16 protein-coding genes and 1 pseudogene are annotated in these 15946 nt (G+C 73.3%); 3 read left to right on the top strand and 14 right to left on the bottom strand.

Annotation, left to right across the window (positions count from 1 at the left end; genetic code table 11):
- The 8 genes from LUW87_RS03725 to LUW87_RS03690 all read right to left on the bottom strand — a co-directional run bounded on the left by LUW87_RS03725 (nucleotide 1) and on the right by LUW87_RS03690 (nucleotide 7003).
- Nucleotides 1–759, bottom strand: a complete 759-nt coding sequence (locus LUW87_RS03725; RefSeq protein ID WP_232669728.1) for an SDR family NAD(P)-dependent oxidoreductase — start codon at nucleotides 757–759, stop codon at nucleotides 1–3.
- Nucleotides 756–1442, bottom strand: coding sequence for an SDR family oxidoreductase (locus LUW87_RS03720; protein WP_232669727.1), 687 nt, complete (start codon nucleotides 1440–1442; stop codon nucleotides 756–758). The genes LUW87_RS03725 and LUW87_RS03720 overlap by 4 nt, the downstream gene beginning before the upstream one ends.
- A complete protein-coding gene (locus tag LUW87_RS03715) occupies nucleotides 1439–3151 on the bottom strand; it encodes an N-acyl-D-amino-acid deacylase family protein (protein ID WP_232669726.1) in 1713 nt (570 codons plus the stop codon). The genes LUW87_RS03720 and LUW87_RS03715 overlap by 4 nt, the downstream gene beginning before the upstream one ends.
- Nucleotides 3151–3624, bottom strand: a complete 474-nt coding sequence (locus tag LUW87_RS03710) for a MarR family winged helix-turn-helix transcriptional regulator (RefSeq protein ID WP_232669725.1) — start codon at nucleotides 3622–3624, stop codon at nucleotides 3151–3153. Before LUW87_RS03710 ends, LUW87_RS03715 begins: the two co-directional genes overlap by 1 nt.
- Complete coding sequence (locus LUW87_RS03705; protein ID WP_232669724.1) at nucleotides 3621–4403, bottom strand: SDR family NAD(P)-dependent oxidoreductase; 783 nt, start codon at nucleotides 4401–4403, stop codon at nucleotides 3621–3623. The genes LUW87_RS03710 and LUW87_RS03705 overlap by 4 nt, the downstream gene beginning before the upstream one ends.
- Nucleotides 4403–5356, bottom strand: a complete 954-nt coding sequence (locus tag LUW87_RS03700) for a cyclase family protein (RefSeq protein WP_232669723.1) — start codon at nucleotides 5354–5356, stop codon at nucleotides 4403–4405. Before LUW87_RS03700 ends, LUW87_RS03705 begins: the two co-directional genes overlap by 1 nt.
- 112 nt (nucleotides 5357–5468) lie before the next feature.
- The gene (locus LUW87_RS03695; RefSeq protein WP_232669722.1) at nucleotides 5469–6587 is read right to left on the bottom strand and encodes a Rossmann-fold NAD(P)-binding domain-containing protein; all 1119 of its coding nucleotides are present in this window, start codon (nucleotides 6585–6587) and stop codon (nucleotides 5469–5471) included.
- Nucleotides 6584–7003: a nuclear transport factor 2 family protein gene (locus tag LUW87_RS03690; RefSeq protein ID WP_232669721.1), complete on the bottom strand. Its 420-nt coding sequence runs from the start codon at nucleotides 7001–7003 to the stop codon at nucleotides 6584–6586. Before LUW87_RS03690 ends, LUW87_RS03695 begins: the two co-directional genes overlap by 4 nt.
- Nucleotides 7004–7115: 112 nt before the next feature.
- Here LUW87_RS03690 and LUW87_RS03685 point away from each other — a divergent pair, with 112 nt between their 5' ends.
- The 3 genes and pseudogenes from LUW87_RS03685 (at nucleotide 7116) to LUW87_RS03675 (ending at nucleotide 8580) form a co-directional block, all read left to right on the top strand.
- The gene (locus LUW87_RS03685) at nucleotides 7116–7541 is read left to right on the top strand and encodes a hypothetical protein (RefSeq protein ID WP_232669720.1); all 426 of its coding nucleotides are present in this window, start codon (nucleotides 7116–7118) and stop codon (nucleotides 7539–7541) included.
- 12 nt (nucleotides 7542–7553) lie between these two features.
- Nucleotides 7554–8216: pseudogene (locus tag LUW87_RS03680) on the top strand (TlpA family protein disulfide reductase); the annotation flags it as partial.
- A 28-nt stretch (nucleotides 8217–8244) separates the two neighbouring features.
- Nucleotides 8245–8580 carry a c-type cytochrome gene (locus LUW87_RS03675; protein WP_232669719.1) on the top strand — a complete coding sequence of 112 codons (336 nt, stop codon included), beginning with the start codon at nucleotides 8245–8247 and terminating at the stop codon, nucleotides 8578–8580.
- A gap of 22 nt (nucleotides 8581–8602) precedes the next feature.
- Here LUW87_RS03675 and LUW87_RS03670 read toward each other — a convergent pair whose 3' ends face one another.
- The 6 genes from LUW87_RS03670 to LUW87_RS03645 form a co-directional block, all read right to left on the bottom strand.
- Entirely contained in the window at nucleotides 8603–8854 is a 252-nt protein-coding gene (locus tag LUW87_RS03670; RefSeq protein WP_232669718.1) for a hypothetical protein, read from the bottom strand.
- A 162-nt stretch (nucleotides 8855–9016) separates the two neighbouring features.
- Nucleotides 9017–10462: an aldehyde dehydrogenase family protein gene (locus tag LUW87_RS03665; RefSeq protein ID WP_249419845.1), complete on the bottom strand. Its 1446-nt coding sequence runs from the start codon at nucleotides 10460–10462 to the stop codon at nucleotides 9017–9019.
- A gap of 217 nt (nucleotides 10463–10679) precedes the next feature.
- Entirely contained in the window at nucleotides 10680–11258 is a 579-nt protein-coding gene (locus LUW87_RS03660) for a fasciclin domain-containing protein (RefSeq protein ID WP_232669716.1), read from the bottom strand.
- A 148-nt stretch (nucleotides 11259–11406) separates the two neighbouring features.
- The gene (locus LUW87_RS03655; RefSeq protein ID WP_232669715.1) at nucleotides 11407–13383 is read right to left on the bottom strand and encodes a hypothetical protein; all 1977 of its coding nucleotides are present in this window, start codon (nucleotides 13381–13383) and stop codon (nucleotides 11407–11409) included.
- A gap of 109 nt (nucleotides 13384–13492) precedes the next feature.
- Complete coding sequence (locus LUW87_RS03650) at nucleotides 13493–15688, bottom strand: heavy metal translocating P-type ATPase (RefSeq protein ID WP_249419844.1); 2196 nt, start codon at nucleotides 15686–15688, stop codon at nucleotides 13493–13495.
- Between the two features lie 71 nt (nucleotides 15689–15759).
- Nucleotides 15760–15924, bottom strand: a complete 165-nt coding sequence (locus LUW87_RS03645) for a hypothetical protein (protein ID WP_232669713.1) — start codon at nucleotides 15922–15924, stop codon at nucleotides 15760–15762.
- Between the last annotated feature and the right edge of the window lie 22 nt (nucleotides 15925–15946).

Below are 15946 nucleotides of genomic sequence, written 5' to 3'. Positions count from 1 at the left end.
TCAGGTGATGGGACAGCTGGCCCCGTCGGCCATGAGGGTGTTGCCGGTGACGAAGCGCGATTCCGGCCCGAGCAGGAAGCGGGCCACCGGCCCGATGTCGTCGGTGGCATCCCCCAGGCGGCCGAGGGGGTTGCGGCCGAGCACCCGCTCGGCCATGGCCGGTTCGTTGGCGAACGCCGCCTCCATGGCCGGGGTGGCGGCCAGCGGCGCCAGGCAGTTGACCCGGATGCCGTCGGCCCCCCACTCCCGGGCGAGGGTGCGGGCCAGGCCCCGTTGGGCGGCCTTCACCGCCGCGTAGGCCGGCAGCTTGGCCTTGCCCTCGAACCCGGCCTCCGAGGTGAGCACGACGTAGGCACCCCGGCTGGCCGCGAGGTGGGGCCGGGCCGCCACGGCCAGCAGGTAGGTGCCGCGCAACGAGACGCTCACGTGGCTGTGCAGGTCGGCGGCGGACAGCGTGGCGAGCACGGACGGCACCGGCGAGAGCCCGCTGGTGGCGTTGTGCACCACCCCGTCGAGGCGCCCGTCGCGCTCGACGACGGCGGCGACGGCGGCTCGCACGGACCCGGGGTCGGCGACGTCGCAGACGATCGATCGGCCGTGCCCGCCGGCCCGGTCGACCTCGTCGGCCACGGCGGCCGCCGCGTCGGCGCGCCGGGCGGCGATCCAGACCGTCCATCCCGCCTGGCCGCACGCCAGGGCGATGCCCCGGCCCACCCCACCGCTGGCCCCGGTGACGAGCACCACCGTGTCGGCGCTCATCGCCACGACCGCCCGCAGTCGGCGTGCACGACGGTGCCGGTGACCCCGCCGGTTCCCGAACCGAGCAGCATGGTGACCGCCCCGGCGACCTCCCCCTCGATGGTGCCGGGATGGCTGGCCAGGGACGGCGCCGGGGCCACCGGGTGGTCGGGCGCCAGCCGGGTCGGGGTGGTGACCAGGTTGACCCGCACGCCCCGGGGCCCCTCGGATCGGGCGAGGGAGCGCACGAGCGCCTCGACGCCGTCGGCCACCGCCGCGGCCGCGCCGTGACCGGCGCAGTCCAGCGGGGCCGGCCGCTCGGCGACGGCCACGATGGTGCCGCTGTCGGCGACCCTGGAGGCCGCCACGCCGAGTGCCGCGCACCACGCCGCCAGGGGAACCTCGGCTTCGTCGATCCACGCGGCCAGGTCCACGTCGACGACCGGACGGGGGGCGGCGACGGGCGCCCACACGGCGACGACGACCCGTTCGGCTCGCTCGCCGGTGACGTGCTGGCCACGCCAGGCGTCGAGGTCGTCGGCCCACGCCCAGCCCTCACCCCCGCCCGACGGGACCGGCACCGTGACGACCGGGCCGCCCAGGACGTCGGCGAGGGCCGTCGCCTCGGCGGTGGACAGCACGAGGGGTGGGGCGAGGTCGCCGCCGTCGTGGGCGATGACGTCGGCGGTGCTGGCGATGCTCATCGGGGCCGCACCACCTCACCGGGGGCGGCGCCGGTGATCTCGCCGTCCTCCACGGTGATGGTGCCGTTGGTGATGGTGGCCTTGATGCCCTGGGGGACGGCCCGGAAGCGTGCCGCGCCCGTCACCCGGTCCGCTTCCTCGCGGCAGGTGCCCACGTCGACCGTCTCGGGGTCGAAGACGAAGAGGTCGGCGGCCCACCCGGCGGCGGCGACGCCCCGGTCGTTCAGCCCCAGGATGGCGGCGGGCACGGCGGTGATGCGCCGGATCGCCTCCTCCAGGCGCCACACCCGCTCCTGCTTCCACCACGTCGACAGGAAGTGGGTGGACCACTCCTGGCCGTCGTCGCGGTCGAGGTGGGCGCCGCCGTCGGAGACGCCGACGATCATCTGGGGGTGCTTCTGGACGTCCTTGAGCAGTTCGCGCCACGCCGGGGTCTCGTTGGACCAGTGGAAGACGGTGGCCAGGTCGTCGGCCAGGGCGATGTCGAAGAAGACGTCGGCCGGGTGCTTGCCGCTGTCCGCGGCCAGAGCCGACATCGACCGACCCAGGTGCGGTTCGTTCTCGGCACTGCGCACGTCCGAGACGCGCAGGCTCTCCCAGAACGGCGGCGGCAGGGTGGAGCCCCGGGCCGGATCCCGGTTGGGTTCGTCGATGGCCCGGCGCAGGGCGTCGCGTCGGGTCGGGTCCTCGAGCCAGGTCCGCTTGGTGGCCACGTCCAGCGCCATGAGCTCGTTCCAGAGAGGCACGCCTTCGTAGCGGGTCGTTCCGTCGATGAGATCGAACGGGCCGTTGAGGGGCCGGGTCATCAGCAGCGAGTACACCGGAGCACCGAGGGCGGCCGAGCGATCGAGGAACGCCCGCGACTCCTGCCACGTCTTGGTCGGGGCATCGACCTTGGAGCGTCCACCGAGGCCCTGGGTGATGACGGGCACACCGCCGCGCTGGGCCAGCTCGATGAGGAAGTCCCGGTCGGCGGAGTCGATCCCCTCCACTGCGCTCTCGGGGGCGTAGGCGATCGACCCGCGCCCGTGGCGCCCCTGGGCGTCGGCGAGGGCGCGCATCTCGTCACGCGACGACAACCGGCTGGGCACTGGTCGGTCGGCCATGTCGAGGTGAGTGGGGGCGTGCGACGACGACAGGCCGAGGGCGCCGGCGTGCATGGCGGCGTCGATCATGGCGGCCATGGTGGAGATCTCGTCGGGCGTGGCCTCTCGCTCGTAGGCGGCGTCGCCCATCACCCAGCGCCGCACCGCGGAGTGGCCCACGTACATGCCGAGGTTCACGCCCAGCTTGCCGGGGCGGGTGGCGAGGAACTCCTCGAACGTCTCGAACTCCCAGCCGACGTGGCCCAGCGAGTCGAGGTCCATCCCCTCCACCCGGGCGAACACCTGGGCCAGGTAGTCGTGGTCGTCGGATCGACACGGCGCCACGGAGAAGCCGCAGTTGCCGGCGGCGACGGTGGTGACCCCGTGCAGCGCGGCGGTGTCGCACACCGGATCCCAGGTGATCTGGGGGTCGTAGTGGGTGTGGGCGTCGACGACGCCGGGAGCCACGACGAGGCCCTCGCAGTCGATCGTGCGCCGGGCCGCCTGGCCCCGCAGGCGGCCCACGGCCACGATGCGATCACCCTCGACGGCCACGTCGGCGAGACGGCCGGGCACCCCCGTGCCATCGACCACCAGCCCTCCGGTGAGCAACAGGTCGTACATCAGCGCTGCCTTTCTGCGAACGACTCGAGGTCGTGCGCGAAGCGGGAGAAGAGTCGGGCCAGGTCGTCGACGTCGGACGCCGGCCAGTCGGTGAGCACCTCGGCGAGCATCTCGCGCCAGCTGGCCGAGAGCGCCTCGAACAGCTCCCGACCGGCGGGGGTCAGGTCGAGGTGGGAGATGCGGCGGTCGTCGGTGTCGATGGCGCGGGTGACGAGGCCACGTTCCTCGAGCGCCTTCACGCGTCGCGAGATGGTGGACAGCTCGAGGCCGAGGCCCTCGGCGAGCTGTGAGACGGTGCAGGGCCCACCCAGTCCCAGGCGTGCAAGGGTGGCGTAGTACGGGCCTTCGAGGCTGTAGCCGACCCGCTGGCCGAGAGCCTCGTGCAGGGCGAAGTCCTTGGCCCGGCGGGCCGCCACGCCCAGCGCGTCCTGGATGGCGGCGAGGCGTTCGTCGGTGCCGATCGGGACGGTCACGGCTCGCTCCGTGAGATCTCGGCCGGTCGTCCGGCGAGGGCGCCGCCCTCGACCAGGAACTCGGCTCCCGTGGAGTACGACGCGGCGTCGGACACGAGGAAGGCGACCAGCTCGGCCACCTCCTCGGGGCGGCCCATGCGGCTGATGGGGAAGCCGCGGCAGGCGGCCTCGGGGTCCACCGAGCCGAACTGGGGGTTGTTGACCATGAGCGTGTCGATGACCCCCGGGTGCACCACGTTGACCCGGATGCGGTCAGGTCCGAACTCGATGGCCGCCGCCTTGGTCATGCCCCGGATGGCCCACTTGGAGGCCACGTAGGGCACGGCTCCGGCCACGCCCTGGAGCCCGGCGATGGAGGACACGTTGACGATGGCCCCGCCCCCGGCCTGGCGCAGCGCTCCCACGGCGGCCTGCATGCCCAGGAAGGTGCCGAGCTGGTTGACCCGCACGACCTCCATGTAGTCGTCCTCGCTCACCGAGTCGATCCAACCAGCTCGCACGATGCCGGCGTTGTTGACCAGGGTGTCGAGGTGCCCGTGGTGCTCGACGGTGCGGGCCACGGCCGCGGCCCACTGCTCGGCGTCGGTGACGTCGAGCTCGACGAAGGCACAGTCGGCCCCCAACTCGTCGGCCAGGGCCCGGCCCTCGTCGGCGAGCACGTCGGCGACGACCACCCGGGCACCACGTTCGAGGAACAGGCGGGCTTCGGCCGCGCCCTGCCCCCGCGCCCCGCCGGAGATGAGCGCCACCTTGCCGTCGAGGCGGGTGCGGTCGGTCATCACAGCACCGCGACGGGGTTGACGGGGCAGCCCGTGCCCCCGACGACCCGCAGCGGGGCCAGGGTGAAGAAGAACTCCCAACGGCCCTCCTCGGCACAGACGTCGCCGAGGGGCCCGAGGGCCAGGTTGTCGATGAGGTGCAGGCCCATGCCCACGATGCCCACCTGGTGGATGGGGAAGGGCCAGTCGGGGATGCCCAGCCCGGGTGTGGGGTCGGAGATGCCGTCGCTGCCGAGCACGGCGATGCCCCGGTCGTGCAGCCACGGGAGGCACTCGGCGTGCAGCCCGGCCAGCCCGTCGCGGAACGGGTCGAGGCGGCCCGTCTCGGCCTTGCGGGCGTCGCGACCGGTGCCGACGACGAGGATGTCGCCCTCGCCGACGGCCACGCCGAGGGCCGCCTCGGCGGCCTCGAGGTGGGCCACGCCGAGGGCGGTGTTGCCCGGGAGGTGCGGCAGGCCGAACGCCCGGGGGACGTCGAGGAACACGCCCCGGCCGCTCAGACCTTCGGCCAGGGCCATGATGGTGTTGGCCTCCGAGCCGGTGCTCTTGACCTGCTCGGCGGGTCGGCCGTTGTACATCTGGCCTCGGATGAACATGTGGCAGAGGGCGTCGACGTGGGTGACGCCCATGCCGTGCACGTCGGTGCCGACGTAGTCGCGCGACGCCTCGTAGCCCGGGATGCCGTTGGAGTCGCGGGCGTCGCCGCTGGCCAGCATGTGGTGGTGGGCCGGCGAGGGGGTCTCGGGCGACGGGGTGACGGGCAGGTCGTGGGCCAGGCTCACGCTGCGGCCCCGCCGCACGAGGGCGGCGCCGGCCGCCCGGTGCTCGTCGGTCAGGGAGTTGAGCGCCCCCCGCTGGTCGTCGTCGCCCCACCGCCCCCAGTTGCTGGTGGCCTCGTAGTAGGCCTCGACCTGCTCGGCGCTCGGCGCCGGTGGTGGCGTCGGGAACTCCATGCGCTCTCCCCCTCGTCGCGACGCCGGCGGTCCGGTGCCGTCGATCCAGACTAGGCAGACGCAATGCTTCCGTCAAGCAACCTTTGTCGGTGTCGGTCTCCGTGTCGGGCTGTCAGGCCTCGAACGTCGGCCTCGACCGGGGGCGTCCCCCGGGACCGCTGTAGGCGTGGCCCCACCCGGGAGCCCGTTCGAACGTCACCTCCGGGAACCCGGCGAGGGCCGAGTCCCACGCCGCGAGCAGGCGGTCCTCGGCGTCGTAGTCGAACGGGTCGGTGAGGATCACCTCCTCCATCCCGCCGGGCTCCGGTCGGTTGGCGGCCAGCCAACGCGCAGTGCGTCCGACGGCCTCGCGGGCCGGCACGACGTCGTGGTAGCCGAGCCGATCCCGCAAGGTCGACGTGTCGAGAACCCGGTGGGTGGGCAGGGGCTGCATCACCAGCGGTCGGGCGGGCACGGCCAGTTCGAAGGGCAGCGACACCACCTCGAGCTCGTGGTCGAGGGCGGCGGCGCACAGCTCGATGACCTGGGCCACCGACAGGACCTCGTCGTCACCGCAGTTGAAGATCTGCCCGGATGCGGCCTCGGGGTGGTCGACGCCCAGCAGCACGGCGTGGGCCAGGTTCTCGGTGTAGCCGTGGTGGTGGAGCGTGAGCCCACCGTCGGCCACGATGATGCGGCGGCGGCCGTCGAGGATGCGCCGCACGACCATCCACTCCCGGGGCACGACCTGGTACGGGCCGTAGGCGTACGGGTAGCGGAAGTGGGCGGCGTCGGGGTGCTGCTCGAAGACGTGCTCCTCGGTGCGGGCCACCCGGAAGCCCTTCTCGTCCTCGTCGGGGTGGGCCACCGTGGGTGCGGTGTCGGAGAGCGGCACCGGGGTTCCCGCCGGGTCGGCCAGGAAGGGGTTCATCCAGCCCCGCAAGGCGGGGACACCCCCCACCGAGAGGAACCGTCCCACCCGACCGCGGGTCACCTCGGCCACCCGTCGCAGCCGGCCGTACATGGCCAGGCCGACATCGAAGGTCCGGCCCTGCAGGGCGGCGGTCAGCGAGTCGGCGTCGTAGGGGTCGGCATGGATGTGCTCGACGGAGTCGGGCGTCTCGGCCCGCTCGTGGGTGCCGCGGTGCAAGATGGTGACGGTGTGGCCCCGTTCGACGAGACCGGCGACGATGGGGATGCCCGTGGGGCCGGTGCCGCCGATGACCAGCACCCGCTCGCGTGGCGGCGTCATCCGAAGCTCACGTCGCGCCGGGCCAGCTTCCAGCCCGAGGGCGTGCGCCGGAAGGTGTCGCGGTAGGACCCGCACACCTTGAGGGTGGGGCTCTCGGCGGTGTCGACGTAGAAGAGCCAGTAGGAGTCGGCCACGGCTGCATCGGAGCCATCGACGTCGACGGTGATGGTGGTGATCATGTGGCGGCTGTTGCTGCCCGGACCGGCTTCGCCCGAGGCCCGGCGGGCCTCTCCCCCGGCCCGGATGTCGTCGCGACCCCGGCGAGGGGCCCCCGGCATGTTCCAGAAGGCGTCCTCGGTGAACAGCTCGACGTAGTCGTCGAGATCACCTCCGTCGGCGTACTGGGCCAGGCGGGCCACGACGGAGCGGATCTCGAGGTCGTCGGCCACGCGGCGCAGGAGCGTGTCATCGGTCATGGCCCGGACGGTACCTGCCGGCCGTCCCGGCTCGCGGACCCCCTGCGCGGCGAGGACCGCCGGACGACGCTCGACCCGGCCGGCGGGAGAGCTGCCCCGCTACGCTCCGGCCATGTCCCGACGCGCCGTGACCGTGCTGACCGCGGAGGGCGACACCGAGGTCGACGCCCACGACGACGGCGACCGCGTGTGGCTCGAGGCCGACGCGATCCATCGCCTCACCGGGTGGGAGCCCAAGCCCGAGGGCCTGTGCCGGGGGGACCTGTGTGTCCCGGTCCGCGATCCAGGGGCGCGGCACGCCGATGGTCGCCTCGACCTCGCGGCGGTGTCCGCGGCCCTGCAGCGCCCGTTCGCGGTGGCTCGCCCGTCCGGTGGACCCACGGTGGTCTCCATCGGTGATGCTGCCCACGAGCGGGCGGCCGCCCTCGCCGGTGGACGAGCGCCCCAGCTCCGCCTCCCCGACCTGTCGGGGACGCTCGTGGAGGTCCCGGCGCTGGAACGCCGCAAGCGGGTCCTGTTGGCCTGGTCCTCGTGGTGAGGGTGCCGCTACGAGCTGCCGGTCTGGCAGACCCTCCACGACGAGCTCTCCCCCTTCGGCCTCGACATCGTCGCCGTTGCTCTCGACGACTCCCCTGAGGCGATCCGCCCATGGGTGCAGGACGCCGAGCCGCCGGTGACCACCATGACCGTCGTCCTCGATGCCGACCACGCCGTGGCCGAGACCTACGGCATCACCAACGTGCCGGCCACGGTGTGGCTCGACGAGGACGGTCGGGTGGTGAAGCCGCCGACGATCACACCGGGCACCAACGAGTTCAAGGACTTCACCCGCATCGATGCCGAGGAGCACCACGACGCGCTGCGTCGCTGGGTGCACGACGGAGTGCTGCCGGCCATGGGCGGCCACGAGGCACCTTCGGGGACGGCGCGCCCACCCACACCTGAGGAGCAGGCCGCTCGGGTCGAACGGCGCCTCGCGTCGTGGTTGGCCCGCCACAGCTTCGACGCGGAGGCCGAGGGGCACTACGCACGCGCCGTCGAGCTGGCGCCGCTGGACTGGACGATCAGCCGGGGGTCGATGCCCGCTCGGGGCCTCGATCCCTTCGGTCAGGACTTCTTCGAGCTGTGGCAGATCTGGGACGACGCCGGCCGTCCGGACTACGTGGGCCTGACGGTCGACGACCGGCCCGGCGAGGGCGATGCCGGCGCCTGATCCGACCCGAGCCTGGCGGGGCCTGCGGTTGCGACGCCGACGGGAGCCCGTCGCGGTCGCCCTGGCTCTGGTCGCCCTCGTCGCCACCGGGTGCGGGTCCTCGGCCGAGCCCGGCCGGGGACCGGCGATGGGCGAGGCTCACAGCGCGGTGACCGGCGCCGCGCTCTTCGCCGAGCACTGCGGCACCTGCCACCGACCGGGAGGCACCGGGGCGGATCTCGTCGCGCTCGATCCCGATCCCGTGCTGGTGGAGGACGCCGTGCGCGTGGGTCGCTTCGAGTCGGGCATGCCCGCCTACGAGACGACTCTCGACGACGACGAGATCGACGCCATCGTCGACTACGTGGTCACCTACCGGCGCTGACCACCGGTCTGTTGCGGGTCGGTCAGGCGGCCCGGACGGCAGCCACGAACTCGACCGCTTCGTCGACCGGGACGACCTGGCGGTGCGCGGACGCCCGCAGGGCGTCGTCGACGGCGTCCGTGGCCGGACCCGTGGTCTCGGCCCGGGCGTCGAGCAGGGCGTCGACCAGCCGGTTCGACGACAACAGCATGTCGCCGGCCGCCTCGGCGTCGGCCACGAGGGCCACGAGGGAGTCGAGGCCGGTGTTGACCGTGGTGGAGACCGTGTCGAGCATGTGGGTGTCGCCTTCCTGGTCGGATCTTGCGTCGTGAGAGGTACAACCAGCCGCACCGGTGAGGTCATCCCGAACGGCTGCGGTCATACGTCACCGTAGGGCTGTCGCGCCGTTTCGCGGTCGATCCCGAGGCCGAGCGTCATCGAATCGGCGGACGGCCGCTCAGTAGCGCAGGGTGACGTTCTTGCGCTGCACGAACTCCTCGATGCCAGCTCGCCCCCCTTCGCGACCGAAGCCGCTGGCCTTCATGCCGCCGAACGGGGCCGACGGCGACATCGGGGGGAAGCCGTTCACCGTGACGGTGCCCACCTCGAGCGCTTCCACCAGCCGCAGGGCTCGCGACAGGTCCCGGGTGTGAAGGTAGGCCGCCAGCCCGAACGCGCTGTCGTTGGCCCGGGAGACCACCTCGTCCTCGTCGGCGAAGGGCAGGACGGCGAGCACCGGCCCGAACACCTCCTGGGTTGCCAGGTCGCTGTGCTGGTCGACGTCGCAGAACACGGTCGGGGCCACGTAGTAGCCCTCCTCGAGGGTGTCGGCGAGTCGTCGCCCGCCGGTGGCGAGGCGGGCCCCATCGGCGTGGGCTCGCTCGATCACTCCGAGCACCCGGGTGCACGCGGCCTGGTTGACCAGGGGTCCGACGAGGGTGGAGGGGTCGAGTGGATCGCCGATCGGGAGCGACTCGACCTGAGCCACCACTCGCGCCACCACCTCGTCGACCACGCGCTCGTCGACGTAGAGCCGGGTGGGCAGGGCACACCCCTGCCCACTCAGCAACCCGGCGCCGAGCACGGCAGCGACGGGCACGGCCGTGTCGAGGTCGGCATCCGCGAAGACGATGTTGGCCGACTTGCCCCCGAGTTCGAGGGCCAACGGGGTGCAGTGGCGAGCCGCGATCGCCATGACCTCGCGAGCGGTCGCGGTGCCGCCGGTGAAGCTGATCTTGGCCACGCCGGGGTGTCCGACCAGCGCCTGGCCCGTCGCCGCTCCGCCCGGTACGACGTTGAGCACGCCGGCGGGCAGACCGGCCTCCAGGGCCAGCTCGGCGAAGCGCAGCGCGCCGAAGGGGGCCAGTTCGGGTGGCTTGACCACCACCGTGTTGCCGGCGGCCAGGGCGGGCGCCACCTTCTGGCCCATCCCCATCATCGGGCCGTTCCAGGGCACGATGGCGGCCACGACGCCGTAGGGCTCGGTGCGGGTGTAGTCCAGCGCTCCGGTGTCGTGGACCGGGAGCACCTCACCGTCGAGCTTGTCGACCCACCCCGCGTAGTAGCGCGTCCAGCTGGCGGCGTAGTGGCCCGACGGCATGGCGCTCACGGGGGTGCCGTTGTCGAGGGCGTTGAGTGCCGCCGACGACGCGGCGTGCTCGTCGAGCAGGTCGGCCAGACGGGCCAGTACGGCGGCGCGTCGGTGCGGAGGCGTGCGCCGCCAGGAGGGAAACGCGGCGCGGGCGGCACGGACCGCATCGTCCACCTCCCGGGCGCTGGCCAGGCCCACATCGGCCTGGTGGCGACCGGTGGCGGGATCGTGGTGGGCGTAGGTCCCCCCGCGTCCGGGACCGGCCCAGTCGCCGTCGATCAACAGCCCCCGACCGGCCAACCCCTCGAGCATGGCCCGCGCCTCTGGCTCACCGTTCCTCGTCGCCACGTGTCGCCCCTCCCGATCGACGCCCCTTCGTGCGGGGCGGCCTCACTGTACGGGGTGGGTCCGGGCTGCCGGACGGGGCCGGGCGCGGGACAGGGCCGGACCCTGGGGTCCGGCCCTGTCGTCGTGGGTCCGTCGCTCAGCCTGAGCGGGGAAGCTGGCGCCGTTGTCCCACGGTCCTGGCTCAGGAGCCGGGCAGCAGCACGGCGTCGATCACGTGGATCACGCCGTTGGAGCCCACGATGTCGGTCGTGACGACCTGGGCCTGGCCACCCTCGGCGTCGGTGATGAAGACGTTGCCGTCCTCGACCGAGATGGTGAAGGTGCCACCCTCGACCGTGGTGACCTCACCGGGCTCGACGTCGGCGGCCATGACCTCACCGGCGACCACGTGGTAGGTCAGCACGGCCTGGAGCTGCTCGATGTTCTCGGGCTCGAGGAGAGTCTCGACGGTGCCCTCGGGCAGCGCCTCGAACGCCTCGTTGGTGGGGGCGAACACGGTGAAGGGGCCGTCACCCGAGAGGGTGTCGACCAGATCAGCGGCCTCGAGCGCGGCTACGAGGGTGGAGAAGTCGTCGTTGCCGGCGGCGATCTCGACGATCGTCTCGCTGGCTTCCATCTCCTCGGTCTCGGCCATGGTGGTCTCCGAGGATTCGGCGGCCGTGGTGGTGGTGGCGGCGTCGTCGTCGGAATCGCTGCTGCACGCGCCGGCGAACAGCGCCAGCGAGACGGCGGCGGCGAGGACAGGGGTCTTGAGCTTCATCGGGGGGTTCCTCCAGTTATCGGTGTGTGGTGGGTGTGAACCGGCCGTGATTAGCGCTAATTCCCGACCCACGTGATTTCTTCGGAACCGCCCTTCGTCGCGGATGACGGAAATCTGCGAATTTCCTCTCCGCCGCCACCGTGGCGCGTCAGCGGCGGGACGTCGTGGTCGCTTCGATCGCTCCCACCAGATCGCGCACTCCCCGGATGCCGGCATCGGCGTCGAGGCGACCGGGAAGCACCCATCGGGTCCGGTCGCCCTCGCGCTGCACGGCCACGCGCCGGCACGCGGCCCGCCGCGCCGGGCTCGTGGGGTCCCCGGCGCAGAGGCTCACGCTCGTGGCGCCTTCGGCGAGCTCCACCCGACCACGGGGCTCCCCCTCGACGACCAGCACCACCTCGTCGGCCCGCACCGACAGTGCCACGACCGAGCCGCAGGGCACCGTCGTGGCGCCCGTCGGTGGGTTGGCGATGTCGCCCGTCGGGCGGAGCACCACCTCGGCGGCAGCCCCGCGGGGCGCGCCGGCGCAGCCCACGGCCACGCGTCCCTCGTGTGCGGTCGCCCAGGCAGAGACGGCCACCTCGTGCAGCTGCGGTACCGAGACGTCGCGGCCCTCGACGGATTCGAGCTCGGTCAACGCGACGAAGGTGTGGCGCCCCGGCCACCGCTCGACGGCGTCGAAGATCGGGCCGGGGTCCTCCGCGGGGACGGCGACGACCGAGCCGGAATCGCTCGCCACGTCGTCGAACGGCTTGCCCCGGTGGCGCGACTCGAGCAGGACCAGCGCCGGCTTCTCCGTCGCGGAGAGCTCCGCATCGAACGCCGCCCACGCGTCCGCCAGCTGGAGCTGGCGGCTGACCGGTGCCCACAACACCGTCGCCTGGACCGCCAGCGCGCCGACCACGAGCGCCCCCACCAGCAGGCGAGGGCGCACGGCGCGCAGGCCGAGCAGACCCAGGACGGCCAGCGGAGGCACCACCCAGAGCAGGTAGAAGGGGCCCACGGCGTCGTAGTGGCCACCCCGCAGCGCGTTCTTGTGCGACCACTGCACCGCATACGCGAGCGGGACGACTGCTCCGAGAGCCACCAGCAGCACGACTGCGGGGTTGCTTCCGAACCGCCACACCGCCACCGCCGCACCCACCGCCAGGGCCGACCCCACTGCCGTCCACGGGAGCAGCAGGCCGGCGCCGACCACCGCCGCCCAAAGCCCACCCAGGAGGTCGAAGCCCATGAACGGATCGGTGTCGAGGGCACGGCGCAGGCCGAACCCGGGGCCGTCGTCGGGCGACACGAAGACGAACGGGGGCCGCAGCGGCGAACCGGTGAGCACCCAGGTCGTGACCACGACCGCCACGATGGCCGGCGCCGCCCCGGCCGCGAACGCCAGCGCTGCGTCCCATGGCTCGCGGCGCTGGCGCCCGGGGGCCGTCGGGAGGGCGGCGTCGTCGATGTGGCCGGCACCGGGGTGGGCCTGCCCGAAAGGCTCGTCCGTCGACCGAGGGCCCCCGCCGTGCCACCGCCGCGAGCGGGAGGTCACCGCCAGCCAGCCCACGATGACGAGGCCCCAGGCCACGGCCTCGAGCTGGCGGAAGAACAACGTCGCCCCCAGCACCGCACCCGCGACCACCAACAGCCGGAGGCGCTCCTGGTCGACGGCGGCCAACACCACCCACAGCGACGTGGCCCCGAGGGCCACCCCCGGCACGTAGCTCAGCAGGCGGGTGTCGAGGGCGAGCACCATCGGCGACAGGCCGGCGGCGGCCCCGGCGAGCGCCGCCCCCCAAGGTCCGAGGCCCACCCGACGAGCGACCCCTCCCACAGCCACGACGAGCAGCACGATCGCGGCGACGGAGGCCAGTCCGAACGTCCCCACCACCGCGTGGCTCGCCGCCCCCAGCACCGCCGTCCCGGGGAGGTATTTGGGCACCAGGCCATCGCCTCGCGTGGCGGTGAACACCAACGGGCCTCCGGGATCGTCGCTCGGGAGGGTGAGCGACCCGTCGAGCAGGGCGCGAGCCTGTGCCTCGTAGACCACGTGGTCGACGGTGGGGTGGAAGTCGTCGTAGACGAGGCTCGCCGCCAAGGCGAGCCCGACGAGGGAGACGCCGACGGCGACCAGCATCGGCCCCCACGTCCTGCTCTGTGCCCCCAAGCGTGCCCCCCGGCTCCCCCCGCCACGACGCCCGCCTGATGTCGCAGGTTAGGCCACCGAGGGCACCCGGGAGGGTACCTCAGCGGAAGCGCCGGAGGCGCAGGCTGTTGGAGACGACGAACACGCTCGAGAAGGCCATGGCGGCGCCGGCGATGAGGGGGTTGAGCAGGCCGGCGGCGGCGAGCGGGATGGCCGCCACGTTGTAGGCGAACGCCCAGAAGAGGTTGGCCTTGATGGTGCCGAGCGTGCGACGCGAGAGGCGGATGGCGTCGGCTGCGGCCGTGAGGTCCCCGCGCACGAGCGTGAGGTCGGAGGCCTCGATGGCCACGTCGGTCCCGGTGCCCATGGCCAGGCCGAGATCGGACTGGGCCAGAGCGGCGGCGTCGTTGACGCCGTCGCCGGCCATGGCCACCACCCGCCCCTCGTCCTGCAGGCGTCGCACGACCATCACCTTGTCCTCGGGCAGGACTTCGGCGACCACCTCGTCGATGCCGAGCTGGGCGGCCACGGCGCCGGCGGCTCGCTGGTTGTCGCCGGTGAGCAGCACCGGGGCGAGACCCAGGCTCCGCAGCTGGCGGATCGCCTCGGCGGAGGTGGGCTTGATGGTGTCGGCCACCACCAGCACGGCACGCGCCCGTCCGTCCCACCCGGCCAGCACCGGGGTGCGCCCGGCCGCTTCGGCGGCCTCCTTGGCGGCCGTGAGCTCCGCGGGGAGGTGCAGTCCCCAGTCGGCCATGAAGCGCTCGCGCCCGGCGACGACGGCGTGGCCGTCGACCACGCCCTGCACGCCCAGGCCCTGGGTGTTGGCGAAGTCGCTCGGCGCGGTCAACGCCATCTGCTCCCGGCGCGCCCCGTCGGCGATCGCTCGGGCGATGGGGTGCTCGCTGGCGTCCTCGACGCTGGCCACCAGGCGCAGCACCTCGCCGCGGTCCTCGCCGTCGGCGACCACGACCTCGACCAGGGCCATGTGGCCGGTGGTGACGGTGCCGGTCTTGTCGAGCACGATGGTGTCGACCCGGCGGGTCGATTCGAGGATCTCCGGGCCCTTGATGACGATGCCCATCTGGGCGCCCCGCCCGGTGCCCACCAGCAGCGCGGTGGGGGTGGCCAGACCGAGGGCGCAGGGGCAGGCGATGATGAGCACCGCCACTGCGGCGGTGAAGGCGGCCGTGGCCCCTTCGCCGGTCCCCAGCCAGAAGCCGAGCGTGGCCGCCGCGAGGGTGATGACGACCGGCACGAACACCCCCGACACCCGGTCGGCCAGGCGCTGCACCGGCGCCTTGCCGCTCTGGGCCTCGGTGACCAGCCGGCCGATCTGGGCCAGGGCGGTGTCGGCGCCCACCCGGGTGGCCCGCACGACGAGTCGGCCTCCGGCGTTGACGGTGGCACCCATCACGGCGTCGCCGGGGGCCACCTCGACGGGCACGCTCTCGCCGGTGAGCAGGGAGGCGTCGACGGCCGACGTGCCCTCGGTGACCACGCCGTCGGTGGCGATCTTCTCGCCGGGCCGGACCACGAAGTGGTCGCCGACACGCAGATCGTCGGTGGGGATGCGGACCTCGACGCCGTCGCGGAGCACGGCCACGTCCTTGGCGCCGAGCTCCAGCAGGGCTCGCAGGGCGGCCCCGGAGCGACGCTTGGCCCGGGCCTCGAAGTAGCGACCGGCGAGGATGAACACGGTGACGCCCGCCGCGACCTCGAGGTAGATGTGGTGGTCGCCCTCGCCGCGCTGGACGGTGAGCTCGAAAGGCATGCGCATGGATGGCTCGCCGGCGCCTCCGAAGAAGAGGGCGTAGAGCGACCACCCCAGCGCCGCCAGGGTCCCGACCGAGATCAGCGTGTCCATGGTGGCGGCGCCGTGGCGCAGGTTGACCCATGCGGCCCGGTGGAAGGGCCAGGCCCCCCAGACCACGACCGGGGCGGCCAGGGTGAGCGAGAGCCACTGCCAGTTGTCGAACTGCAGAGCCGGGACCATTGACATCAACAGCACGGGGAGCGTGAGGGCGGCGGAGATCGCCAGGCGGTCGCGCAGGGCCCGGGTGGGATCCGGTCCCTCCGGCTCCGGGCCCGGCCCCTCCCCCGGCGCGTTGGAGGGCGGCGCCGGTTCACGCACCCCGTAGCCGGCAGCCTCGACCTCGGCGACCAGGCGATCGAGGTCGGTGCCGGCGGGGGCGACCACGTGGGCGTTCTCGGTCGCGTAGTTCACCGACGCGGACACCCCGTCGAGCTTGTTGAGCCGGCGTTCGATGCGGTTGGCGCACGAGGCGCAGGTCATGCCCGTGACGGCCAGGTCGACGGTGACGGGCGCGGCGTCGCCGGCATCGGATCGGCTGTCGGCGTCGATGCTCACCGGTGGCCTCCCGCGTGGTCGGGATCGGCCGGGGTCGACGCGGGCGCGGGTCCCGTCGGCTCGTCGCCGAACGGGCCCACGGCCTGACCGACGCCCCAGCCGATCCCGAAGGCCAGGGCGAGGACTGCTGCGAACCCGGTCAGCCGTCGTCGTGTGCTCATGCGTTTACCATACCCCCCCTCC

It is taken from the genome of Rhabdothermincola salaria, from assembly GCF_021246445.1.
GTDB classification, from domain to species: Bacteria; Actinomycetota; Acidimicrobiia; order Acidimicrobiales; family Acidimicrobilacustridaceae; genus Rhabdothermincola_A; species Rhabdothermincola_A salaria.
The sequence above is the reverse complement of the archived record's forward strand: the minus strand, read 5'-3'. Positions and strand labels throughout refer to the sequence as shown.